This is a genomic window from Bacillus sp. PK6-16 (assembly GCF_056530295.1).
Genome location: NZ_CP096511.1, coordinates 646,388 through 668,528 on the forward strand (window position 1 = coordinate 646,388; position 22,141 = coordinate 668,528).

Annotated in this window: 24 protein-coding genes and 1 pseudogene; 17 read left to right on the top strand and 8 right to left on the bottom strand. The window is 34.4% G+C overall.

Annotation, left to right across the window (positions count from 1 at the left end):
* Window positions 1–6: 6 nt before the first annotated feature.
* The 4 genes from M1D66_RS03235 to M1D66_RS03250 all read right to left on the bottom strand — a co-directional run bounded on the left by M1D66_RS03235 (window position 7) and on the right by M1D66_RS03250 (window position 5,827).
* Window positions 7–1,962, bottom strand: coding sequence for an ABC transporter permease (locus tag M1D66_RS03235; RefSeq protein WP_000145013.1), 1,956 nt, complete (start codon window positions 1,960–1,962; stop codon window positions 7–9).
* Between the two features lie 79 nt (window positions 1,963–2,041).
* A complete protein-coding gene (locus M1D66_RS03240; protein WP_000145046.1) occupies window positions 2,042–4,012 on the bottom strand; it encodes an FtsX-like permease family protein in 1,971 nt (656 codons plus the stop codon).
* Between the two features lie 94 nt (window positions 4,013–4,106).
* Window positions 4,107–5,129, bottom strand: a complete 1,023-nt coding sequence (locus M1D66_RS03245) for a sensor histidine kinase (protein ID WP_000765341.1) — start codon at window positions 5,127–5,129, stop codon at window positions 4,107–4,109.
* 2 nt (window positions 5,130–5,131) lie between these two features.
* On the bottom strand, window positions 5,132–5,827 hold the full coding sequence (locus tag M1D66_RS03250; protein ID WP_000276738.1) for a response regulator transcription factor: 696 nt from the start codon (window positions 5,825–5,827) through the stop codon (window positions 5,132–5,134).
* 209 nt (window positions 5,828–6,036) lie between these two features.
* Here M1D66_RS03250 and M1D66_RS03255 point away from each other — a divergent pair, with 209 nt between their 5' ends.
* The 3 genes from M1D66_RS03255 to M1D66_RS03265 are packed head-to-tail and all read left to right on the top strand — an operon-like array spanning window position 6,037 to window position 7,603.
* Window positions 6,037–6,309 carry an autorepressor SdpR family transcription factor gene (locus tag M1D66_RS03255; protein ID WP_001070523.1) on the top strand — a complete coding sequence of 91 codons (273 nt, stop codon included), beginning with the start codon at window positions 6,037–6,039 and terminating at the stop codon, window positions 6,307–6,309.
* Window positions 6,306–6,941 (top strand): SdpI family protein, encoded by a 636-nt coding sequence (locus M1D66_RS03260; protein WP_086386036.1) that lies wholly within the window; start codon window positions 6,306–6,308, stop codon window positions 6,939–6,941. Before M1D66_RS03255 ends, M1D66_RS03260 begins: the two co-directional genes overlap by 4 nt.
* Window positions 6,942–6,964: 23 nt before the next feature.
* Window positions 6,965–7,603: an SdpI family protein gene (locus M1D66_RS03265; RefSeq protein ID WP_000820673.1), complete on the top strand. Its 639-nt coding sequence runs from the start codon at window positions 6,965–6,967 to the stop codon at window positions 7,601–7,603.
* 45 nt (window positions 7,604–7,648) lie between these two features.
* Here the strand turns inward: M1D66_RS03265 and M1D66_RS03270 are convergent, their stop codons facing one another.
* Window positions 7,649–8,521, bottom strand: a complete 873-nt coding sequence (locus M1D66_RS03270) for an AraC family transcriptional regulator (RefSeq protein ID WP_000377718.1) — start codon at window positions 8,519–8,521, stop codon at window positions 7,649–7,651.
* 306 nt (window positions 8,522–8,827) lie between these two features.
* Here M1D66_RS03270 and M1D66_RS03275 point away from each other — a divergent pair, with 306 nt between their 5' ends.
* The 12 genes from M1D66_RS03275 (at window position 8,828) to M1D66_RS03330 (ending at window position 18,451) form a co-directional block, all read left to right on the top strand.
* On the top strand, window positions 8,828–9,598 hold the full coding sequence (locus M1D66_RS03275) for an ABC transporter ATP-binding protein (protein ID WP_000859655.1): 771 nt from the start codon (window positions 8,828–8,830) through the stop codon (window positions 9,596–9,598).
* Entirely contained in the window at window positions 9,585–11,534 is a 1,950-nt protein-coding gene (locus M1D66_RS03280; protein WP_000176131.1) for an ABC transporter permease, read from the top strand. The genes M1D66_RS03275 and M1D66_RS03280 overlap by 14 nt, the downstream gene beginning before the upstream one ends.
* A gap of 142 nt (window positions 11,535–11,676) precedes the next feature.
* On the top strand, window positions 11,677–12,255 hold the full coding sequence (locus M1D66_RS03285) for a class I SAM-dependent methyltransferase (RefSeq protein WP_001176090.1): 579 nt from the start codon (window positions 11,677–11,679) through the stop codon (window positions 12,253–12,255).
* On the top strand, window positions 12,255–12,854 hold the full coding sequence (locus M1D66_RS03290; protein ID WP_000418905.1) for a DedA family protein: 600 nt from the start codon (window positions 12,255–12,257) through the stop codon (window positions 12,852–12,854). Before M1D66_RS03285 ends, M1D66_RS03290 begins: the two co-directional genes overlap by 1 nt.
* A gap of 170 nt (window positions 12,855–13,024) precedes the next feature.
* Window positions 13,025–13,372 (top strand): YxeA family protein, encoded by a 348-nt coding sequence (locus M1D66_RS03295; protein ID WP_000819384.1) that lies wholly within the window; start codon window positions 13,025–13,027, stop codon window positions 13,370–13,372.
* Between the two features lie 75 nt (window positions 13,373–13,447).
* The gene (locus M1D66_RS03300) at window positions 13,448–13,627 is read left to right on the top strand and encodes a hypothetical protein (protein ID WP_012593357.1); all 180 of its coding nucleotides are present in this window, start codon (window positions 13,448–13,450) and stop codon (window positions 13,625–13,627) included.
* A 154-nt stretch (window positions 13,628–13,781) separates the two neighbouring features.
* Window positions 13,782–14,552 (top strand): ABC transporter ATP-binding protein, encoded by a 771-nt coding sequence (locus M1D66_RS03305; protein ID WP_000855635.1) that lies wholly within the window; start codon window positions 13,782–13,784, stop codon window positions 14,550–14,552.
* The gene (locus tag M1D66_RS03310; protein WP_000059442.1) at window positions 14,539–16,443 is read left to right on the top strand and encodes an ABC transporter permease; all 1,905 of its coding nucleotides are present in this window, start codon (window positions 14,539–14,541) and stop codon (window positions 16,441–16,443) included. The genes M1D66_RS03305 and M1D66_RS03310 overlap by 14 nt, the downstream gene beginning before the upstream one ends.
* Before the next feature lie 89 nt (window positions 16,444–16,532).
* Window positions 16,533–16,739 (top strand): hypothetical protein, encoded by a 207-nt coding sequence (locus M1D66_RS03315; RefSeq protein WP_012593356.1) that lies wholly within the window; start codon window positions 16,533–16,535, stop codon window positions 16,737–16,739.
* 36 nt (window positions 16,740–16,775) lie between these two features.
* A complete protein-coding gene (locus M1D66_RS03320) occupies window positions 16,776–16,901 on the top strand; it encodes a hypothetical protein (protein ID WP_012593355.1) in 126 nt (41 codons plus the stop codon).
* A gap of 27 nt (window positions 16,902–16,928) precedes the next feature.
* Entirely contained in the window at window positions 16,929–17,708 is a 780-nt protein-coding gene (locus tag M1D66_RS03325; RefSeq protein WP_242555039.1) for a DUF4261 domain-containing protein, read from the top strand.
* Complete coding sequence (locus M1D66_RS03330; protein WP_144596881.1) at window positions 17,693–18,451, top strand: DUF4262 domain-containing protein; 759 nt, start codon at window positions 17,693–17,695, stop codon at window positions 18,449–18,451. The genes M1D66_RS03325 and M1D66_RS03330 overlap by 16 nt, the downstream gene beginning before the upstream one ends.
* 41 nt (window positions 18,452–18,492) lie before the next feature.
* On the opposite strand, the gene M1D66_RS03335 is transcribed toward M1D66_RS03330, so the two are convergent.
* On the bottom strand, window positions 18,493–19,476 hold the full coding sequence (locus tag M1D66_RS03335; RefSeq protein ID WP_242554989.1) for an Rpn family recombination-promoting nuclease/putative transposase: 984 nt from the start codon (window positions 19,474–19,476) through the stop codon (window positions 18,493–18,495).
* Between the two features lie 84 nt (window positions 19,477–19,560).
* Here M1D66_RS03335 and M1D66_RS03340 point away from each other — a divergent pair.
* Window positions 19,561–19,905, top strand: a pseudogene (locus M1D66_RS03340) (DUF2199 domain-containing protein); the annotation flags it as partial.
* A 42-nt stretch (window positions 19,906–19,947) separates the two neighbouring features.
* Here the strand turns inward: M1D66_RS03340 and M1D66_RS03345 are convergent.
* Both M1D66_RS03345 and hpt read right to left on the bottom strand, forming a co-directional pair.
* Window positions 19,948–20,850 (bottom strand): diacylglycerol/lipid kinase family protein, encoded by a 903-nt coding sequence (locus M1D66_RS03345; protein WP_242554990.1) that lies wholly within the window; start codon window positions 20,848–20,850, stop codon window positions 19,948–19,950.
* Between the two features lie 217 nt (window positions 20,851–21,067).
* On the bottom strand, window positions 21,068–21,595 hold the full coding sequence (gene hpt / locus M1D66_RS03350) for a hypoxanthine phosphoribosyltransferase (RefSeq protein WP_001019295.1): 528 nt from the start codon (window positions 21,593–21,595) through the stop codon (window positions 21,068–21,070).
* 161 nt (window positions 21,596–21,756) lie between these two features.
* Between hpt and M1D66_RS03355 the strand changes: the two genes are divergently transcribed.
* Window positions 21,757–21,972, top strand: a complete 216-nt coding sequence (locus M1D66_RS03355; protein ID WP_002001286.1) for a hypothetical protein — start codon at window positions 21,757–21,759, stop codon at window positions 21,970–21,972.
* Window positions 21,973–22,141: the final 169 nt, after the last annotated feature.

The window sequence follows — 22,141 nt, forward strand, 5'->3', positions numbered from 1 at the left end:
TACTTTTTAAAACTTAATGTGTTGTGATAATTTTTGCATATAAAAGGAACGAATTAAAAGGAAAAATAAAATTTCAACTGTTCCAAAAATCATAAGTACGACTGTAATTTCAGCGAAGAACGAGAGATGTAATATTTCTTGTAGCATCTTTGTCGCAAACATCGTATGGATTGATGCCATAATGTAAGGCACGAAGAAAAGAATCGCAAGCTGAATTGTCGCTGAACGTTTCATTTCAGTCTCAGTTAAGCCAATTTTCGTAATCGTTATATATTTTTCTTGCTCATTTGTTAAATCTGTATACATTCGGAAGTAAAGAACACTACCAGCACCGATAAAGAAAATAACACCTAAGAAAGTACCAATTAAGAAGAATGAGGCAACATTTAGTTTTTTCTTATATAGAGAATCGCTCGCTTCACTTGCATGGAAAGGTGGGTGCTCTGCTTGAATTGCTGCATTATCGTTATCGATTTTTGTTATAAACGCTGAACCGATATTATGTGCTTTTTCCCAATCCGTAACTTTGAAGTTATATACACTCATTTGTTTGGAAACGGTGGATAAGGCTTCTACATTTTCATCAGATAGTATGAGTAATTTGTATATTAAGCTGTTTGGGAATGGGCTATAACTTTTATATTCTTTCACTTGTAGTTGTAAAGTGTTTTGAGTAAGTGTAAGAGTATTTTTCTGTTCTTTATTATGAAGTGTTCCAATAACTTGATCATCTAAGTCTTTCATAAGAATATAAGATTCATTCTTATTTACTGTGAGCGTTTCCCAATTTAAAGCCTTAGCAAGTACATTATAGTCACTTTGTTTAATGGCATAATAGAGCTGCGTGTTATCTTCAGCCGAAGATACTTCATATATATCCGTTTTAAATTTTGTGTAAGTAAAGTGTTCTTCATTAAATTTCTGCTCTAACCAGTTTAAATGTTCATCAGCTAACGTATTTTCAGTATGCGATAAATACGTAAACGGGAAAGGGTTTTGTCTAATCGCATCAAACTTTGTAAACTTCCCGAATCCATATAAGAATGTAATCATTGTAAAAGCGAGCGTCGATAGCATCGCTACAATAAAGAGCATGTTGATGTTTGTCCGAATACGTGATGCTAGATCGGAAATCCAAAGCATATTAATTCGTTTCATATAAAACTTTCTTCGCGTTTTTAAAATACGAATAAGTAAAAAACTAATTTGTGAAAAGAAAAAGTATGTTCCAGCTGCAATAAGCGATGGGATGACAAATATACTAGAGACGGCGTATAAAAGCCCAATGATGTCACCTAGCGACATAAAATACAGCGGATTTGCGGCTAACGCATATCCACATATTAAACACATCGCACCAAATAGAGAGATGAGAACGGATGCTTTTCTTTCTTTTTGTTGCTTTCCTTCTTTTAAAAGACGTACGGCTTTTCTCGTACGAATGAGCATAGGTGTAAAAGATGATACGAGAATGAAGAGCCCAAGAAAGATGATGATAGTTAAAACGATAGCACTTGTAGGCCCATATAAATATAAACCAGGTACGTGTGTAATTTTGGCGGTAACTAACAAAAAGAACTGTGAAAAGACAACTCCAAGTTGAATGCCAAAAAATATAGAAAGAACACCAATTAACATATTTTCTATAAATATGAGTCGTTTTAATTGTTTTTGAGATATGCCAAGTACTGTTAAAATCCCGAACTGTTTTTTTCGTACTTTTAAAAACGTCCCGATTGAATACAGTAAAAAGAAAAATGAAAAGAACACAATGACAACCTCTGAAATTGTCATTAATATGTTCAGATAATAATTAACGTCTGTCATATGCAATTTCGGATGAAATAAATAAACTGCAAATGAGAAAAAGATTGCAATGGAGAACGCACTGCTTACAAAATAGGCGAAATAAGCTCTGGCGTTCCGCGTCACGTTTTTAAATGCAAACTGCCAAAATGTCATTTGCCTAGCCTCCTAGTAGGATGAAGAGGAAAAGGATATAAGAAATACCCTTTCCCCCTACTAAATACATTCATAAAATTTAACCATTTGTATACTCTGATAACTTTTGCATGTAAAAGGAACGAATGAATAAGAAAAAGACGATTTCAACTACGCCAAAAATAATAAGAACAGCTGAAATTTCTTTGAATAGTGATAAGGCAATTACGTCTTGAAGCATTTTTGTTGCGAACATTGTATGAATGGACGCCATAACGTACGGAACGAAAAATAAAATGCTAAGTTGAATGGTTGCAGATCTTTTCATCTCTGCACCTGTTACCCCAATTTTTGAAATTGCTACATACTTTTCTTGTTCGTTCGTTAAATCTGTATACATTCGGAAGTAAAGAACGCTCCCTGCTCCAATAAAGAAAATGACACCTAAGAATGTCCCGATTAGGAAGTACGCGGCACTACCAGATGTGATTCTGTATAATGAACCTGCTGATTCATAGGAGCGAATAAGAGGGCCTTCGTATTGGAATTTCTGTCGATCTCTTTGTATTTTTTTCATAAAATCATCAGCAATTTCATAAGTCTTTTCCCAATTTTGTACGTTATAATTGTACGCTGTTACGTGTTTTGTTGTATTTGGTAAGTTGTTTACAACAGCGTCAGGTAAAATTAAAGTTTGGTATGAAAAGTTAGATGGAATGGCCCCTACTTGTTCATAGCCCTTTACTTGTAATTGCGTATTTGTACTAGAAAGTGTAATAGACTTTCTATTGTAGCTTGGCTCAAATTCGCTGAATAAGGTTACATAAGCGCTACCTGTTAAGACATATGCTTCATTATCTTTCATGAATAGTTGTTTCATTTGCAGGGAAGCTGCGAGTTTATTATAGTCACTTTGTTTTATTGCGTATATGTCATTATAAGCTGTTATGCCTTCATCTTCTTTCAGTGGTGTTTCATATAAATCAGCTTTTATTTTTTTATAAGAGAAATTCTCTTTTCGTAATTGTTGTTCAAGCCAATTTAAATGATCATTCACAAAAGGATTTGCGTCATAAGAAAAATAAGAGAATGGAAAAGGTGAACTTCGCGTAACCTCTAGCTTTGTAAACTTTCCGACTCCATATAGAAACGTAATCATTGTGAAAGCAATTGTAGATAGCATCGCTACAATAAACAGCATATTAATATTCGTTCGGATGCGGCTTGCTAAATCCGAAATCCACAGCATATTAATCCGTTTCATATAAAACTTTCTTCTTTTCTTTAAAATATAAATAAGTAAGAAACTAATTTGAGAAAAGAAAAAATATGTTCCGATTGTAACGAGCGTTGGAATGACGAAAATACTTGAAACCATATATATAACGCCTACTTGCGAGTTTATTGAGAAGAAATATTTAGGGTTTCCAGCTAAAATATAACCAGCTAATAAACAGATAGCACCAAATAGAGAGATAAATATGGATGGTTTTCTTTCCTTTTGTTTCCTACCATTAGTTTTTAAAAGGTTTACTGTCTTTTTCGTACGAATTAGCATGGGTGTAAATGAAGATACAACGATAAAGAGACCAAGAAACACAATCATTGTTAAAATGAAAGCATTCGTAGGGATATATAAATATATCCCTGGTAGATGTGTAATTTTCGCTGTTACTAATAAGAAAAACTGCGAGAAGACAAGTCCAAACTGCATGCCGAAAAAGATAGATAAAATACCAATTAACATATTTTCAGTGAAAATGAGCCGATGTAATTGCTTTTTTGATATACCTAAAACGGTTAACACACCAAATTGCTTTTTCCGAACTTTTAAAAACGATCCGATTGAATAAAGTAGAAAGAAGAACGAGAACAAGACAATGATAACTTCTGAAAATATCATTAATCCTGAAATTTCAGAGGTCATGTCAAAGTTTTGTAATTTCGGATGGAATAAGTAAACAGCAAACGAAAAGAACACAGCAATGGAAAAGGAGCTACTTACAAAGTAAGCAAAATAAGCTCTTGAGTTGCGCGTGACGTTTTTAAATGCAAATTGCCAAAATGTCATAGATTATACCTCCGGCTAGAAGATATAGAAGTAGTTGTATTGCAAAAAATGTATGAGAGTAAGTTCTCATACATTTTGCTTGCATATGTTACGATCATGCTTCGGTCACCTTCTCTGTATGTTCTGCTTGATTATTTGCAGCGTTGTGGAAGATGATTTTAATCGTCGTTCCTTTACCAACTTCAGAATCTAGTTTGACAGAGTGACCTAAATAATCACAAATTTTACTTACAATATAAAGTCCCATACCAGTAGATTCTCCGAATGCGCGACCGTTTTTCCCTGTGTAAAATGGTTCAAATACTCTTCGAATATCTTCTTGCGGAATACCAACACCTTCATCGCGAACTTCTAAAATAATATCTTTTCCGTTTCGGTAAGCAGATAAGAATACTTTCTTTCCGCGTTCCCCAGAGTAACGAACAGCATTTGTCATTAACTGATAGATGATAAATTTTAGCCATTTCGCATCAGAAGCAACTTTTAAATCAGAATGGACTTCTAAAACAGGGAAGACACCATTACGAATGAATAGTTCTTTTAATCCGTTAATATTTTTTGTTACCGTATCTTTTAATGAAATCGTCTCGACATGGAAATCTTCATGGAAGTTATTTAACCTAGCCATGTATAAAGCCATATCAAGCCCTTGGTTTAGACGCTCTAATTCTTTTTTAAACTTTGGAATTAAATGCTCGTCTTCCATTTCTAGCACCATAAGCTGCATAACAGAAACAGGTGTCTTCATTTGATGTACCCAATGGTTAATGAATAGTTGATGTTCTTGTTGTTTTACTTCATACGATTGTAGTTCTTTTTGGAAGAGGCGGTACTGCGTACGCACGAGTTCATTGACACCGTGAGGCATCGGAGCAGTCGCTCTTTCAATAAACGCATCTTCCATTTTTTCTGGTTGCTCACTTAATCTATGGTACATTCTACGATTGCGAACGTAACGGTAAGCGAGGAAACAAATAAATAAATATAAACTTAAAACGACGAAGTAAAATTTATTGTTTTGAAATCCATCTACTGCATCATAAAGAACGAAAATGATACCGAAGTTTAAAACGTACAGTAGGAAAAATGCAAAATGATCACGTAAAAATAGCTTCATGCTTATTCACTCCAAGTTGCGTTAAAGCGATATCCAAGTCCACGTACTGTTTCAATAGAGTTCTCAATGCCAAGCTCATTAAACTTTTTACGAAGACGTGTAATGTTTACGTTTAATGTATTTTCTTCAACGAAACTTTCGTCATCCCAAAGCGCAGCTAATAAATCTTCACGGCTCGCTGTACGAGGGAATTTAGATAATAACATTTCAGCTAAAATAGCTTCTTTCTTCGTTAAAAGAACTTGTTCAGATCCGAAGTGAATTTCAGGACGTTCTGGGAATAGTTTTAAACCTTCTACTTCAACGATACGTTCAGAAATATTCGGTGCATAATCACCGTAAATACGGCGTAATTGTCCTTTGATTTTCGCCATTACAACGTCGTAGTGGAATGGTTTTGTAATGTAATCATCCGCACCGCTTTCAATTGCCATAATTTGTTCCATCTCACCAGCACGCGCTGAAATGAAAATAATTGGACAAGTAGATTCATGACGAATTTGACGGCACCAGTAGAAACCATCGAATTTCGGTAAGTTTACATCAAGTAAAACAAGATGGGGTTTCACTGCGTTAAACGATTCCATAATATCATCGAAATTCTCCGCTACCACAGCCTCATAACCGTACTTCTGAATGTGAGATTGCAGTAATGATGAAATATTTGGATCGTCTTCAACGATTAAAATTTTATACATATGTATATTCCTCCTCAAAAAAACAATTGTAGCTATAGTGTATCATGTGTTTCAAGTCTTTTCATTATGTTGAAAGATAAGCTAGTAAACAGTATAGGTTAAAAGTGAGAAAAGTAAAAAGGGCGCTGGATGAAATTGACAAATAACGGTAATCGGTTTAATATTTAGATAAATATCTAAATGTCTAATTATCGAAAGGAAGAAAGACATTGAATCAAGCATTCAAAGCATTAGCAGATCCAACAAGGCGAAAAATTTTAGACTTATTAAAAGAAGGCGATCTAACCGCTGGTGAGATTGCTGAACATTTCAATATGACAAAACCAAGTATTTCACACCACTTAAATGCACTTAAAAATGCTGAACTTATTCAAGATGAAAAGAAAGGGCAATTCGTTATGTACTCTTTAAACACAACGGTCTTTCAAGATTTATTGACTTGGGTGTTTACATTTACGAATAAGGGGGAAGAGGGGAAATGAAAAAGCATCTTTTTGCAATCTTATTAATTGTTATAACTTGTTTAGCTTGGGCGTTTGCTTGGCCACATTTACCGGATACAATTGCAACGCATTGGAGCGGCGGTAAAGTAGATGGATATTCTTCTAAATCGTATGGAATGCTTTCTATGGTTGGAATTATGATTGTTTTATATATTTTTCTAAACGTGTTACCAAAGATTGATCCAAAGAAAGCGAACTACGAGAAGTTTTCTAAAGCTTTTATGATGATGAATAACGGGATACTACTGCTACTATTTGTAGGGAATATAGATATTATTACAAGTGGATTAGGATACAATTTATTCATTAATCGCGTGCCGGAATTATTAGTGGGTATTTTATTTATAGTCATCGGAAACTATTTACCACAATGTAAACCAAACTACTTTGTAGGTATAAAAACACCGTGGACATTAAGTAACGAAGAAGTGTGGAGAAAAACGCATCGTTTTAGCGGAAAGGTGTTTGTTGCATTGGGGATCATTATGATTTTAAGTGTTTTTGCACCAGTGGCGTGGAAATCTTTCGTAATGGTTGGAATTATTATTGGTGCAGTAGGATTAACGATGGGATATTCATATATTGCTTATAAAAAAGAAATAGAGGCCTAATAAAAAATTATGGGGGAGAGAGGATGAAAAGACACGTATTACCATGGAGTTTAATTATTGGTATTGCAATTGGATGGTATATTGTATGGCCATATTTACCAGAACAAATTCCACGCCATTATAATGCAGCAGGAGTAGTAGATGGATATTTTTCTAAAATAGAAGCAAGTTCTGTTTCAATAGGTAGCATGATGTTGCTGTATTTGATATGGCTAGCTCTTGGGTATATTGATGTAACGAAAGATAAGTATAAACAGCATGCTAAAGTCCTTTCCGCAATCCATTATGCAATTCTTTTAATAGGATTCGGTTGTAACTTATTTGCACTATTAGCCGCGTCTAATTATATTGCATCGGGCTCAATTGCATTTAATTTTGGGCTTGGAACATTGTTTCTTGTACTAGGTAATTACATGCAACAAACGAAGCCGAACGGGTTAGTAGGCATTCGAATGGACTGGACATTAGAAAATCCTGTAGTTTGGAGGAAAACACACCGATTTGCTTCGAGGGTATTTGTAATAGGTTCACTTTGTATATATGCCGGGGCTTTGCTTCCAGATCCATTTAATATTTTTATAGGGGTTGGAATGATATTAATATGCATTATCGTATCAACAATAAAGTCATATAGTATTTATAAAGAAGAGTTGAAAATGTAAATAAAGCTGCTTTTCCTTTTAGGGAAGAGCAGCTTTGTTTTTTTATCACTTCTTCAAAACCGGTATCCAAATTTCACTTTTAAAGTTTGGAGAAGATATATCTTTCTGTTCATTCCACAATATTTCCGGTCCTTCCGCTAGTTCATAGTTCGAAGAAGGGAACCATTCAGAATAAATACGTCCCCACACATTTTGTAATGCATCAGGAAATAGACCGACAGCTTCAAATATGGCCCATGTTGAAGCTGCGACTTCAAGTTGTATGAATTGCTCTGGGCAATCTTTCGTTGTGGCTACTCCAATGTAGTGATCGAGTTCGCCTTTTTCCTCCATTCTTCCTTCAGAAAAGTTAGTAGAAGCACTAATGATTCCATTCGGTTCCATGTTTGAAAGTGACTTTAACATTTCAATGGACTCTGGATTTAAACTTTTCCACATAGAAGCAATTTCTTCATTTACACCGTTAAAAACGATTGGTACTCGTTTTGTAATACCTATAATTCGAAAGGGCTCTTTTTCTTCAATTCGATAGTTCATTTCATTTCCTCCTTGAATGGACAATTGGAAGGTCATTGGTGAATAAGCCTTCAAAGAATGGCTACTATTTCGGGCTTCTGAAGGTGTTATACCGTGCAAGTTTTGAAATGCACGAGCGAATGAATCTGGTGAGTTGTATCCATATTTTATAGCGATATCAATGACTTTTACATTGCTGTTTTTTAGTTCAAAGGCAGCGAGAGTAAGACGTCTACAGCGAATATATTCTGATAGTGATATACCTGCTAAAAACGAAAACATTCTTTTAAAGTGATACTCAGAACAAAGAGCTAGCCTCGCAACTTCTTTAAAATCAATTTCATTCGTAAGGTTATCTTCAATATAGCGCATTGCAGCATTCATATTTTTAAGTGAATCCATATTATGACCTCCTCTGTACATAGAATAGCAGGAACGAAATAGCTCCATCCGACATTTCGTGCACAACTTTGTAGGTGCATTTTTTACCTTACAAAATTGTAATGTTCCTGTAAGGAGAATGAATGGATGGTATGATATCCCAATGTTATAGTAACAAAGTACTTTAATTCATTACGTTAACTTTTTGATTTCTTTACTTATGTGCCTTACATAACTGTCATGTTTGTGTAAGAAATATCGATAGTGGCAAGAGTAGAGAGTGTATATAGTTGAAAATAGAGAATAGATGAAATGAGGGATGTCGAGATGAAAACAGTGCTAGAAGCAAAAAATATTGAAAAAGTATATGACACGGGTGGTAATAAATTTGCAGCGTTAAAAGGTATTAACTTACAAGTAAAAGAAGGTGAGTTCGTTGGAATTATGGGACCTTCAGGTTCTGGTAAGACGACTCTACTAAACGTTCTTTCTACAATTGATAATGCGACGAACGGTGAAATTTTAATTGATGGAAAAGATATCGTAAAAATGAATGACGATAAGTTAGCGTTATTCCGCCGCGATCATTTAGGTTTCATTTTCCAAGATTATAACTTATTAGATACGTTAACGGTGAAAGAGAATATCGCTTTACCACTTGCGTTATCAAAGGTGAAAGCGAGTGAGATTGATCGCCGCGTTCTTGAAATCTCAAAGAAATTCGGTATTGATCATATTTTAAGTCAGTTCCCATATCAAGTATCTGGTGGACAGAAGCAGCGCTGCGCAGCATCACGTGCGATTGTTACAAATCCAAGTATGATTTTCGGAGACGAGCCAACTGGAGCACTTGATTCTAAATCAGCAACAGATTTACTTGAAAGTATGAAGTCGTTAAATGAATATGATAACTCAACAATTTTAATGGTAACGCATGATGCATTTGCAGCGAGTTATTGTAAACGAGTTATTTTCATTAAAGATGGTGAACTATATAAAGAATTGCACCGCGGTGAATCGACGCGTAAACAGTTCTTCCAAAAAATTGTTGATGTAATGTCTTCTATTTCTGGGGGTATGGCTGATGACCTTATCTAGCATTGCCCTCCGCAACATACAGCGGAACTTTAAAGACTACTTTGTATATTTTGCATCTATGATTTTTAGTATCGTTATTTATTTTACATTTAAAGCACTGCAATACAATTCACAAATGGAAAAAGCTGCAGAAGCTTCAAAAAAAATTAGCGGAGCGTTCCAAGTTTCAAGTGTCATGCTTATCATTTTCGTAGCAGTGTTTATTATATATTCGAACGGTTTCTTTACACGTAAACGTAAAAAAGAAGTTGGCTTATATTCGTTATTAGGTATCCGTAAAAGACAAATTGGTAAAATGCTCTTTTATGAAAATATGTTAATGGGATTAATGTCTTTAATTATCGGTATTGCGATTGGTAGTGTCCTTTCAAAATTATTCCTTGAACTGCTAGTAAGCATGATGGGATTAAATTTAAACGTTCATTTTGAAGTGCCGATGGCCGCCATTATTGATACAGCAATTATTTTCTTTGTGATTATTTTATATACATCACTTCAAGGGTATCGTTTAATTTATCGCTTTAAGTTAATTGAACTTTTCCGCGCAGAACGTGAAGGAGAAGCAATGCCAAAAGGATCAGTTATTATGGCATTAATTTCAGTTGTCTTAATCGGCTCAGGTTATTTTTTAGCATTAATGTTCATGAAGGCTGTTAAATATGCAGACTTTATGGTCGTTGCATTATACATTTTATTAGCGACAGTAGCAGGGACTTATTTACTGTTTATGTTCTTCACAGTATTTGTATTGAAACGTGCAAGAAATAATAAGTCAGCGTTTTATAACGGTATGAATATGGTAACGACATCTCAGTTACTATACCGTATTAAAGGAAATGCGAAATCACTTGCGACAATTGCTATTTTAAGTGCAGTTACATTAACTGCAGTGGGTACTTCGGTTACGATGTATTACAACACATTTACACAATCAAAAGTGGCTGCGCCGTATAGTTATTCTTATGAGAAAAAAGATGAAGCACTAGATAAAAAAGTAAATGAAATACTTGCTGGAGAGAAAAATAATCATCCAGTCACATATGAAGCAGAAGTTGAAATGATTCCTGTGAAAGGAACATTCAAAGGTGAAAGAGCTGATCAAGTTCTGAATACACACTATAACGTTACAAATCAGTACCAGCTTATTGCTCAATCAAGCTTTAATACACTTGTGAAACATTTAGATGTAGAACCTGTAAATTTAAGTGCGAATGAAGCTTTTGTATATGATAGCTTATATATTGAGAAACTTGAGTTCGGTCCTCTTTATACAGGAAATACAGCTGTATTTCCTATTGGAAATGAGTCGAAAGAATTAAAAATTAAAGGTGTAAATAATAGAAGCCTTACAAATTTAAATGAACTATTTGTAATCGTTCCGGATAAAACATATGAGCAAGTGAAACAAGGAAACGAAACGCGCACTGTAAAAAATATTGATGTAAAAGGTGAACGAAATAGTAAAGAGTTAACAGTAAAATTAGCAAGCATTATGCCAGCTGGTGAATCAGAAATTTTAAAGCCATTTAACGATTTCTATACAGGATTCCAGATGCAACTTGAAGCGTCAGGCTTAATGATGTTTATTGGGTTATTCTTAGGATTAGTCTTCCTATTAGCGACAGGCTCAATCATTTACTTCAAGCAACTTACAGAAGCAAGTGCTGACCGTGATCGTTACATTGTTCTTCATAAAGTCGGTGTAACGAAGCAAGAAATGAAAAAAGCTATCGCAAAACAAGTAAGCTTTATCTTCGCTATTCCGTTAGTAATCGGTATTTTACACAGCTTATTTGCACTAAAAGGTTTATCAAATATATTACCATTCGAAATTATGATTCCGCTTCTAATTAGTATCGGAGTATACGGCGCTATTTATATTGGATATTACTTCTTAACTGTTCGTTCTTATTATAAGATCGTGAGTGCGAAGTAATAAGGGGCAGCTATCGCTACAGGCGATAGCTGTTTTTTTATTCTTCATAAAATCTTAAGAAACTTCCTCAATTTTTGTTAAGAAACGATAGTTATACTTAGACACAAGTTAAAAACTATCGAACGAATGAGGAGAGGTTTATATGCAACTCATAACATTCTTACATGAATTTATGAAACATCCGAAACATACTGGTGCAATTGCGCCAAGTTCAAAAATATTAGCAAAGAAAATGGTAGGAGTAATTGATTTTAATAAAGCGAAGTGCATTGTAGAATTAGGGCCTGGTACAGGAGTCTTTACGAAAGAAATTATGAAGAGAAAGAAGAAGGAAACAATATTTCTTCTTATTGAAATTAATGAAGTGTTTTGCAAAGAGCTAAAGAGAAAATTTAAAGATGAGCAGAACGTCATTGTTGTGCACGGTTCAGCTGAAAATATAAAGAAGTATATGGAAGAGTTCCATATAGAATGCGTGGATTACGTTTTATCGGGATTACCTTTTACCTCTTTACCAGAAGAAGTTTCAAAGCGTATTTTAAACAATGTAATGGAAGCGATACATGAGAATGGTGAATTTATTACATTTCAATATTCACTTGTGAAAAAAGGATTTATACAGCATTTCTTCCCTGAAATTAAGCTAGAGAAAGTGTGGCTCAATTTCCCACCAGCGTACGTCTTTAGCTGTAAAAAAGAGCTAAGGAGAGCGTATGCATAATGGAATTACATGAATTATTATCCTATATTGAGCAGTACGGTTATTGGGCATTATTTTTCTGTTTATGGTTAGGTATTATCGGTATGCCAATTCCAGATGAAATGATTGTTATGAGTGGAGGATTTGTATCTTCATTAGGTATATTAAATGTTATTCCTGCGTTTTTATTAACGTATTTAGGCGTTGTGTCCGGACTTTCTTTAGGCTATATATTAGGGAAAATATTTGGTACAAAAGTACTTGATAAGCTAATGAAAAAGAAAAAAGCAAAGTATGTTGTGAAATCGCAAGAGATGGTAGAGAAGTATGGTCATTATGCATTAGTTACAAGTTACTTCATACCAGTTGTAAGACATGTTGTACCGTATTTAGTTGGAATGAATAACATGTCATTTAAGACGTATGCTTTGTATTCTTATACGACAGGATTTCTTTGGACACTCGTTTACTTTGTGCTAGGTTCTTTATTTGGACAACATATTGAAAGAATTGTAGCAGTTGCGATAGAGTATGGTGTGTATTTTGGCGGGAGCATTGCATTGATTGTGAGTGTGTTTTATTTTTACAGACAAAAAAGAAATACAGTGATGAGTAAATAAAGGAGGCGGCAGCCTCCTTTTATTATTAATATGGCTTTATTTATCGAAGTGCTGATGCAAAGCCCTGTTACATTAAGAAAAAGTTAAGAAACCGTACGAGTTTTTATTAAGAAATGCTCTCTATACTTAGAAAGGTCTTATAGAAAAACATAATGAAAGGCGGAATATAGATGAAAAGATTTATTTTAGGATCATTACTTGTCATCATAGCAGGAGCGGCATATTTGTTAAATGGGAGTGCTACGATTGATAGAGTGAATCCATTTATTGATTTAGAGAACCATTACGCAATTATTGATAATGATGGAAAAGAATTAGGTGGAAATAAAGGCCGTGAGTATACAGTGAAAGCTTATGATGAGAAAGGTGAGGCAAAAGAAGTTACGATTAGTGAGGTTGATGAGTTACCGAAAGGTTCGTATTGGCATGTAATTACAAGAGGGAAGTTTTTACATGACAAAGTGCAAGTAACGATAGAGAAAATTCCTGAAGGTGCGAAGGCAAAGTTAGGATTGTAAATATAAACCCGATTCTTGATGAGAGAATCGGGTTTGTTATTTTATGGTAAAATTTAGAAGGGAGGAGTGAGAGGCATGCTACTTATTGTTAGCCTTATATTGATTGGGATTATGTGCAGTATGAGAATAGTATCCTTACATATGATAGAACGACAAAAGATAGAAGAGCGATATGTATATTGCCCAAAATGTTATGTGAAAATTAGAAAAGGGAATGCTGCGCCTTTTTGTTCGAAATGTAATGTAATATTTTAACACTATTAAATCCCAAATCACTTTATGTGGTTTTGGATTTTTCTTTTTAAGAAAATATTAAGAAACCCCGTCACTATTTGTTAAGAAAATGTATCTATACTGAATTCTGTTGCTTAAAGAGAACATCACGAATTATAACAGGAGGTACAGATAGATGAAAACAATGTTAGAAGCGAAAGGGATTTCGAAAATATATGATACAGGCGGGAATACGTTTGAAGCGTTGAAAGATATTCAACTGCAAGTGAAAGAAGGAGAGTTTGTCGGTATTATGGGACCGTCTGGTTCTGGTAAGACGACACTTTTGAATGTTCTTTCTACTATTGATACGGCTTCAAAAGGTGAGATTTTAATTGATGGAAAAGATATTGTGAAGATGAATGATGATGAATTGGCACTTTTTCGCCGTAATCATTTAGGATTTATTTTTCAAGATTATAACTTATTAGATACGTTAACAGTGCGAGAAAATATTGCATTGCCACTTGCTTTATCAAAGGTGAAGGCGAGAGAAGTAGAATCTCGCGTTGAGGAGATTGCAAAGAAGTTTGGGATAGATCATATTTTAAATCGGTATCCGTATGAAGCTTCAGGCGGACAAAAACAACGCTGCGCGGCATCAAGAGCGATTGTAACAAATCCAAGTATGATTTTTGGAGATGAGCCAACTGGTGCGCTTGATTCGAAGTCAGCGACGGATTTATTAGAAAGTATGAAGACATTAAATGAAAAAGATCTTGTAACGATTTTAATGGTAACGCATGATGCGTTTGCGGCAAGTTATTGTAAACGAGTTGTATTTATTAAAGATGGAAAGTTATATAAAGAATTACGTCGCAAAGAGATGACAAGAAAACAGTTCTTCCAACAAATTATTGATATGATGTCTTCAATCTCTGGGGGTGCGACAAATGAGCTTATCTAGCATCGCCCTTCGTAATATAAAACGAAATTTTAAAGATTATTTTATATACTTTGCTTCCATGATTTTTAGCATCGTCATTTATTTTACGTTTAAGGCGTTGCAATACAATTCACAAATAAGTGAAGCTGGAGATAACATTGGACGAGGATTCCAGCTTGCGAGCGTAATGCTCATTATTTTCGTTGCAATATTTATTATATATTCGAATGGTTTCTTTACACGAAAGCGTAAGAAAGAAATAGGTCTTTATTCTTTACTCGGTATTCGAAAAAAAGAAATAGGTAAAATGCTGTTTTATGAAAATATGTTAATGGGTTTATTATCATTAGTAATCGGAATTGTAATTGGTAGTTTACTTTCAAAAGGGTTTCTAAAGTTACTTGTAAATATGATGGAGTTAGGTGTAAATGTTCATTTTGAAGTACCGGTTGGAGCGGTTATAGATACAACAGTTATTTTTTGTCTCATCATTTTATACACATCGTTTAAAGGATACCGCGTTATTTATCAATTTAAGTTAATCGAGCTATTCCGTGCAGATAACGAAGGCGAAGTCATGCCAAAAGGTTCGAAAATAATGGCTTTCATTTCTTTATTATTAATTGGATCAGGTTATTTCTTGTCAGTAACGGCTATTAAAAATGTGAGCGGTGATAACTTTATGCCCCTTGCACTTTACATTTTATTAGCGACAGTACTTGGAACGTATTTATTATTTATGTTCTTTACCGTTTTTGTATTAAAAAGAGTGCGAAATAAAAAATCCGCATTTTATAACGGAATGAAAATGGTTACGACGTCTCAGTTACTATACCGCATTAAAGGAAATGCAAAATCGTTAGCAACAATTGCCGTATTAAGCGCAGTAACGTTAACGGCGGTTGGAACTTCTGTAACGATGTATTACAACACATATATGCAGGCGAAGAAATATCATCCAGTTAGTTATTCTTATGAAAAGAAAGATATGGAATTAGATCGTAAAGTAAATGAGATTTTAAAAGAAGGACAGAATGAAGTCATTCATCAATATGAATTAGAGACGGTAAAAGTAGTAGGAGAATACGGTGATGGCACTTCATTACAATCAAGAACAACAGAACTTATCGCACAATCATCATTTAATACAATCGCAAAATATTTAAATGAAGAAACTTTAGATTTAAAGAAGAACGAATTGTATGCATTTGATGGCATGTACAGTGAAGGTAAGAGAGATAGTGGCGTATATAAAAATCGAAAAGCTACATTCCCAATTGAAGAAGTAGCACCAGTACAAGTGAAAGATGTACAAGCAAAAAACATTACAAACTTATATGAACTTCTAGTTGTCGTTCCGGATGAAGTGTATGAGCAAGCAAAGAAGACAATTGGCTCTCATACTGTAAAAAATATTGATGTGAAAGACGAAAGAAATAGTAAAGTGTTAACGGAGAAATTAAAGAAAGTAATATCGGAAGAAGATGCAGAAGGAAGAGAGCAATTCAGTGACTTCTATACAATATTCCGCAGCGGTATTGAAACGTCAGGGTTAATGATGTTTAGTGGTATATTCTTAGGACTTGTATTTTTACTTGCAACAGGCTCTATTATTTATTTCAAACAATTAACAGAAGCACATGCAGATCGTGAACGTTACATCGTTCTTCGAAAACTCGGTGTCACGAAAAAAGAAATGAAAAAAGCCATTGCGAAGCAAATGAGATTTATCTTCTTTATTCCTTTAGTAGTTGGTATATTACACACTTTATTTGCGCTCAAAGGATTAGCGACAGTTATTCCGTATGAAATTGCAGTTCCGTTACTAATTAGCATCGGGGTGTATAGTGTTATTTATATTGGTTATTATTGCTTAACGATTTGTTCTTATTTTAGGATTGTTAGTAAATGAAAATAGGGTGTACAGTTTTTGAAAAAGCGAAAGAGAACATAGTGAAAATTATGTTCTCTTTCGCTTTTTTTAGTTAAAATGAGGTGTGCATGAAAATGGTATTTAAATGGAGTGTTACATTTGGGAATTCTTATCATAGAAAGAAAGAGAAATGGAAAGTAGTAGCTGGAAATTTGATAGAGTTATTTAGTGATCCATTGCATGGAGCGCCGTTCTATTTTTTAACTGGGGGTTTCTTTTTTGTAATCGGACTGTTACTTCTTTCTATGGGAATGGGTTGGCTTGAAATTGATTAAGGCCTATTAACAAAGATATTTCATCATGTTAGTGAAGTGGCTTGGAAGTTAAACCATAAAGTACTGTTGATGAACGATAAAGGAAAAACTGTATGGATGTTAACCTTTTTAGAGAAAGATATCCCAGCTAATTTAGTTTGGAAGATTGAAAGAATAGATTGAAAATAGATGAGAAGTGGAGTGCATATGATGGAGACACAAATCGTTATTGGAGTACCTGGTTTATGGAAAGATAGAACAGAATTAATAAAAAAAGTTGTGAGTAAAAGTAACTATATATTAGCAGGAAATGTGATACACCATAAGGAGAAAGAGATTGGCTTTGAAATTGATATATATGAACAAGATCCTTCTTTGAGAGAGGCTTTCTTCTATGCAGGTGGTGAGCGTTTTAATGAAGAATTGCTTCAGGAGTTGGAGAAGCATACTTATACAGTGTATGTTATTGCAAAAGTTGACGATACAGAGAGATTACAAGAAGTAATTGATGTAGGAATGGAACTTTTAAATGCAGGTGGACTTGCTTTAAAAGTTGAAACAGCAGGTGTGGCTTATTCGAAAGAAGAATGGCAAGAGCTTGCAGAGGATAAGGAAATCTTTCCGATGTATTCGCACCTTGTAACTTTAGTCGGAGATGAAGAGGACGGTTATTATTCATGTGGAATGCAAGCATTTAATCTACCAGACGTTGTTTTAGACGGAGGGATAGATCCGGAAGTAGCTGTAGATTTATTGAATGATTTTAACCTACATAATATATTGGAAAAACCTAATTTGAAAGATGGAGATACAATTAGTTTCACAGAAGATGCTCCAGTGTATCGTTTATCTCATTATATAGATAAACGTTATGAACAAGAGGATCCATTTTATAATCCGTGTGGGGTATGGAAGTTAGAGAGTGCTTCGGCAAAGAAATCTATCTTTCAAAAATTGGGGAGTGTGCTAAAAGGATGGAAAAATACATAAAAGAACAGAGGAGTATATGTGATAAATATAAAGCGGAGTATGTAGAATCTCCGAATGACTTGAAATTAGGAATAGCGCAAAATGTGAAAGATGGTATCGCTCCGATTAATGGGTTACGAATGCCTATAGAAAACGGAACGACAGGTTGGTACATTTGGGCTGGTGAAGAAATGGGGACAGAGGAAGATTTCTTTCTTCCTTTACACGTTCAACATATTGATGAATGGGCACCTGAAATAAAGAAGTATTTAGGGTTACCACCTGGTTGGAGATTTTTAATTGCTGGAGATTACGAGGACGTGTGGTATGATCCAAATTTGTTTGATAAAGATTTAGAAGAGGATACAGATGAATGGGAAGAAAATATGCTACAAGAGTATGGATGGTACATGCATATCATATTAGCAGAAGATATTGATGGCATCCATGCTAATTATCATACGCATGGTCTAAGAGATAACTTTAATCATCAAGATTTACAAATAGCATTAAATATGGATCCTGAAGTCGCGCATAGTGTTTTTTGTACTATAATAGAAGAAATAAAGAGCGGAAAAAAGTTTGAACAAGGGATTGAGTATACGAATATTATTGAAGGATATCCCATTATTATGAAGTCTTTCGTAGAGATGGATCGAGAAGTTTTGAGGGTTTTATTACCTGATGAAAGAGGGATTCTTCCTACTAGGTCAGAGTGTGATGAGTGTTATAAGACTCAATTGGATAGTATTGAGGAAATTTGATAAAAAAAGAGCTTGAAACTATTCAAGCTCTTTTTTTATCACTATTTATGTCCTAAAATATGCTCAATCTCATGCAAACTTAATTTACTTGCCTTAGCAATCGTTTCAAGTGGTATACCAAGATCATACATATTTTTAATCATTTGAATTTTCCCCTGTTGAATGCCTTTTTCAATGCCTTTTTCAATGCCTTTTTCAATGCCTTTTTCAATGCCTTTTTCAATGCCTTTTTCAATCCCTTTTTTAATTCCTTGTTCCATTCCTCTTTTAATTCCTTCTGTCTCTGCATGGGCGAATTTTGCTGCTTCATCCATTAAAACTTTCTCCCTTGCGTCATAGGCTTGTCGGAAAGAAGAATCTTGACTCATACGTTCCCATTTATTTATTGCTTTTTGTAAAATAGGGTCTTGGTTCATAGCAATATCCTCCAATAGTTTAGTTAAGTGCTCATCCTCATTTGCTGAAAGCAATAAAAGCCAACGAACAAATGGATTTTTCCACGGATTTACTTTTTCTTCATGCCATTGTTCAGTTAACTTTGGAATTTCTATAATGTGGATTTCTATGTCTTCACTCAGGATTTTTTGTTGTTGTGTATTCCATAATATGCTCGTTGTATGGAAGGCTGGGTGTTCCGAAAACATTACGAAGTTTAGTAAGTTTATGGTGATGGTTTTGTGAAGTGCACTGTAGGGCATCCCTTTTTGTAGTTGAGATGTGTATAGTCTTCCCCAATAATATAAACTGCGTTTAACCATATCGTGATTATTATTGAGTTGTATTTCTACATTAACTTTTGTTCCTGTGTCTAATGTCGCTGAAATGTCTAAAATAGATAACTTATCCTCTTCATATTCCCTGTGTAAATGTGGATCTTCTAGTTGTAGAGAAGCAATGGGCGACTCTAAAGACTCTTGTAACATAGCATTTAAAAATGCAATTAGAATATCTTCGCTACCATTCGTACCAAACAATTGTTTAAATGCAAAATCAATGCGTAAATTAACTAACTGTTGGTTGAACAAAGTTTGTCCTCTCCCTTATATGAAGGTGCTTCTTTCTTTCATTGTACATAAAAAGAACTAGAGTATGCAAACAAGCCATTCTTCTATTTTATTAGAGGATGTTTAGAGATTCCTATCATTGACTACCACGAAAATTTCATATGGACTGTTTGGGTATCACTTAGTAAAGAAAGTTATGATGAAGTATTAGAAAAGTGGGATGAGAGAGGCCGAGAAAATAGTGATCCTTATTTTGGTTGGTTATCTGTAGAAATACCATTTTATCCAGAAACATTAAATTTAAAAACAAATGTACATATAAGAGAAGTTGGAACGGCACCGTATGTTGAATTAGAGCCAACCGAGCATCCTTTAGCGATCGAACAAAGAAATGGAATTACTTTAGAGAGAGTTAAAGAAATACAAGAAATGATTCAACGACATAACTAGATTAGAAGAGAAAAAAACGAGTGCTAGCACTCGTTTTTTTCTTTACACAACCGCAGGATTATAAATCATTGTAAAGTGTCCTGGTAATAATTCAATGTGACAAGGTGTATGAAGCGAACTTTCTCCATCTGTATCTACTTCTTTTTCTTCTTTCGTTTCAATATGAATGGATTTCGCTTTTACGTGGAAGATGTTATTTTCATTTGAGTCTTCAAATAGTTTCTTTCCGATGTAATCTTTAAATGCTTGAATACCTGTTGATTTGACTACGAAAATATCAAGTGTTCCGTCATCACATTTTACGTTTGGAATAAAGGATGGAATACCACCAAGATATTCCCCATTTCCAACCATGACAAGGACAGCTTCGTCTTCATATACTTGTCCGTCATAAGAGATTTTTACCGGGAATGTTTCAGCATTCTTTACAGTTCGAATTGTGCTTAAATAGTAACCGATTTTACCAAGCTTTGCTTTTTCTTCTGCATCGATATTGTTTGATACTTCAGATACGAGGCCAATTCCCCAGAAGTTTAAGAAATGTTGTCCATTTGCTTTTGCAACGTCAACTGGTTTTATGTGTTCTTTTGTAATAAGTTTTGCCGCTTCTGCAATGTTTTGCGGAACACCAAGTGTGCGAGAGAAGTCGTTGCAAGTTCCGCCTGGAATGATTGCAAGTGTAGGTCTAGTTTCGAGAGGTGCTAAGCCATTTGTGCATTCAAATACTGTTCCATCACCACCAAAGACGATAATTAAATCTACTTTACTAGCAAACTCTTGGCAATATTTTGTTGCATCACCTTGTTTTTTCGTATGAAGGATATGTAAATCAGGAAAAGCTGCGGCAAGAGGTGGTACGATTTTCGTTAAATTTGTATGTAAGTCACCTTGACCAGCTTTCGGATTTACGATGAGGAGTACTTTTTCAAATTTTGTCTTTGTCATATTTCATCTCTCCCTGTAGTTTGTAAATGGAAAGAAAGGAGCTGTTCCCATGTATTTTAGAACAGCTTCTCCCTATTAATTGGGTGCTAACATTGTCAGTTATTGTCGGTAAGTCGATATATTTAAAAAACCGCCGATATAATTTGAGTTACGATCGATATATTTTGAAAATCGCCGATATACATTTTATATACTATCAATTTTTTAAGTTATACGATTATTCCGTTACAACTGAAGCAATGAATGGTAAGTTACGATATTTTTCCGCACAGTCGATACCGTATCCAACGATGAATTCGTCTGGAATTTGGAAGCCAACATACTCAGCTGTTAAGTCTACTTTACGACGTTCTGGCTTATCAAGTAATGTACAGAACTTGAGTGCCTTTGGTTTATGCATAAAGAAGTGGTCTTTTAGGAAATGAAGTGTTAAACCAGAATCGATAATATCTTCTACAACAATTACGTTTTTTCCAGTAATGTTTACGTCGATATCTTTTAGTAGTTTCACTTTTCCTGTTGTTTCTGTTTGATTTCCGTAGCTAGATGCAGAAATAAAGTCAATTGTTACATCATTTTTGATGTGACGAATTAAATCAGCAGCAAATACGAATGAACCTTTTAATACTGCGATAACTACGATTTCTTCTCCTTCAAAGTCACGTTCGATTTGAAGTGCTAATTCTTTAACTTTTGCTTGTAATTGTTCTTCAGAAATTAAAGTGTCTTTTATTTCAATATTCATTGTAATCCTCCTACAGTGTAAAACTTGCGAACATTTCGACTGTAAAGGATAGAATAGAAAAAGTCAAAGGAGATAGTAATTTTTTACAAAGATAACGCCAAAATCATCTGATGATATGATATACTAAGTGTATTAAGAAAACGCTTCCATAAAGGGTGAATATGATGAAGAAGAAACAGTACACAAGTGTAACATTTATAAAAGCATTACTTTTAACAATTGTTCTTGGCCTGTTGGCTTACGTAATTGATGTACCTGCGATTCGTATTTCATTAATTGGAATGACTTTAGTGTTAGGAGCAATTTCGCACGGTATGATGTCGCAGCTAAAAGAAGCTGGACTTGATGATATGAGAGATCATATAGATAAAAAGTAAGAAACCTTCATTATATCGAGTGAAGGTTTTTTTGTTTCTTACAAAAATGTAAGGTAGTTGTAAGGCAAATCGATAGTTGCATAAGAGCATTTTGGATAAACTATGGATGTAAGGTAAAAGGCAAGCATATTTTAGGTAAATTAAGTTTTAGGCACTCTATATGTGAAAA

Coding starts and splice junctions, on each gene's coding strand:
- M1D66_RS03300 (WP_012593357.1), top strand. CDS start 13,448: ATGCTACTTATTGTTAGCCTTATATTGATTGGGATTATGTGCAGTATG.
- M1D66_RS03325 (WP_242555039.1), top strand. CDS start 16,929: ATGGAGACACAAATCGTTATTGGAGTACCTGGTTTATGGAAAGATAGA.
- M1D66_RS03330 (WP_144596881.1), top strand. CDS start 17,693: ATGGAAAAATACATAAAAGAACAGAGGAGTATATGTGATAAATATAAA.
- M1D66_RS03235 (WP_000145013.1), bottom strand. CDS start 1,962: ATGACATTTTGGCAGTTTGCATTTAAAAACGTGACGCGGAACGCCAGA.
- M1D66_RS03260 (WP_086386036.1), top strand. CDS start 6,306: ATGAAAAAGCATCTTTTTGCAATCTTATTAATTGTTATAACTTGTTTA.
- M1D66_RS03290 (WP_000418905.1), top strand. CDS start 12,255: ATGGAATTACATGAATTATTATCCTATATTGAGCAGTACGGTTATTGG.
- M1D66_RS03240 (WP_000145046.1), bottom strand. CDS start 4,012: ATGACATTTTGGCAATTTGCATTTAAAAACGTCACGCGCAACTCAAGA.
- M1D66_RS03345 (WP_242554990.1), bottom strand. CDS start 20,850: ATGACAAAGACAAAATTTGAAAAAGTACTCCTCATCGTAAATCCGAAA.
- M1D66_RS03310 (WP_000059442.1), top strand. CDS start 14,539: ATGAGCTTATCTAGCATCGCCCTTCGTAATATAAAACGAAATTTTAAA.
- M1D66_RS03265 (WP_000820673.1), top strand. CDS start 6,965: ATGAAAAGACACGTATTACCATGGAGTTTAATTATTGGTATTGCAATT.
- M1D66_RS03285 (WP_001176090.1), top strand. CDS start 11,677: ATGCAACTCATAACATTCTTACATGAATTTATGAAACATCCGAAACAT.
- M1D66_RS03245 (WP_000765341.1), bottom strand. CDS start 5,129: ATGAAGCTATTTTTACGTGATCATTTTGCATTTTTCCTACTGTACGTT.
- M1D66_RS03305 (WP_000855635.1), top strand. CDS start 13,782: ATGAAAACAATGTTAGAAGCGAAAGGGATTTCGAAAATATATGATACA.
- M1D66_RS03275 (WP_000859655.1), top strand. CDS start 8,828: ATGAAAACAGTGCTAGAAGCAAAAAATATTGAAAAAGTATATGACACG.
- M1D66_RS03355 (WP_002001286.1), top strand. CDS start 21,757: ATGATGAAGAAGAAACAGTACACAAGTGTAACATTTATAAAAGCATTA.
- M1D66_RS03295 (WP_000819384.1), top strand. CDS start 13,025: ATGAAAAGATTTATTTTAGGATCATTACTTGTCATCATAGCAGGAGCG.
- M1D66_RS03250 (WP_000276738.1), bottom strand. CDS start 5,827: ATGTATAAAATTTTAATCGTTGAAGACGATCCAAATATTTCATCATTA.
- M1D66_RS03270 (WP_000377718.1), bottom strand. CDS start 8,521: ATGGATTCACTTAAAAATATGAATGCTGCAATGCGCTATATTGAAGAT.
- M1D66_RS03280 (WP_000176131.1), top strand. CDS start 9,585: ATGACCTTATCTAGCATTGCCCTCCGCAACATACAGCGGAACTTTAAA.
- M1D66_RS03315 (WP_012593356.1), top strand. CDS start 16,533: ATGAAAATGGTATTTAAATGGAGTGTTACATTTGGGAATTCTTATCAT.
- hpt (WP_001019295.1), bottom strand. CDS start 21,595: ATGAATATTGAAATAAAAGACACTTTAATTTCTGAAGAACAATTACAA.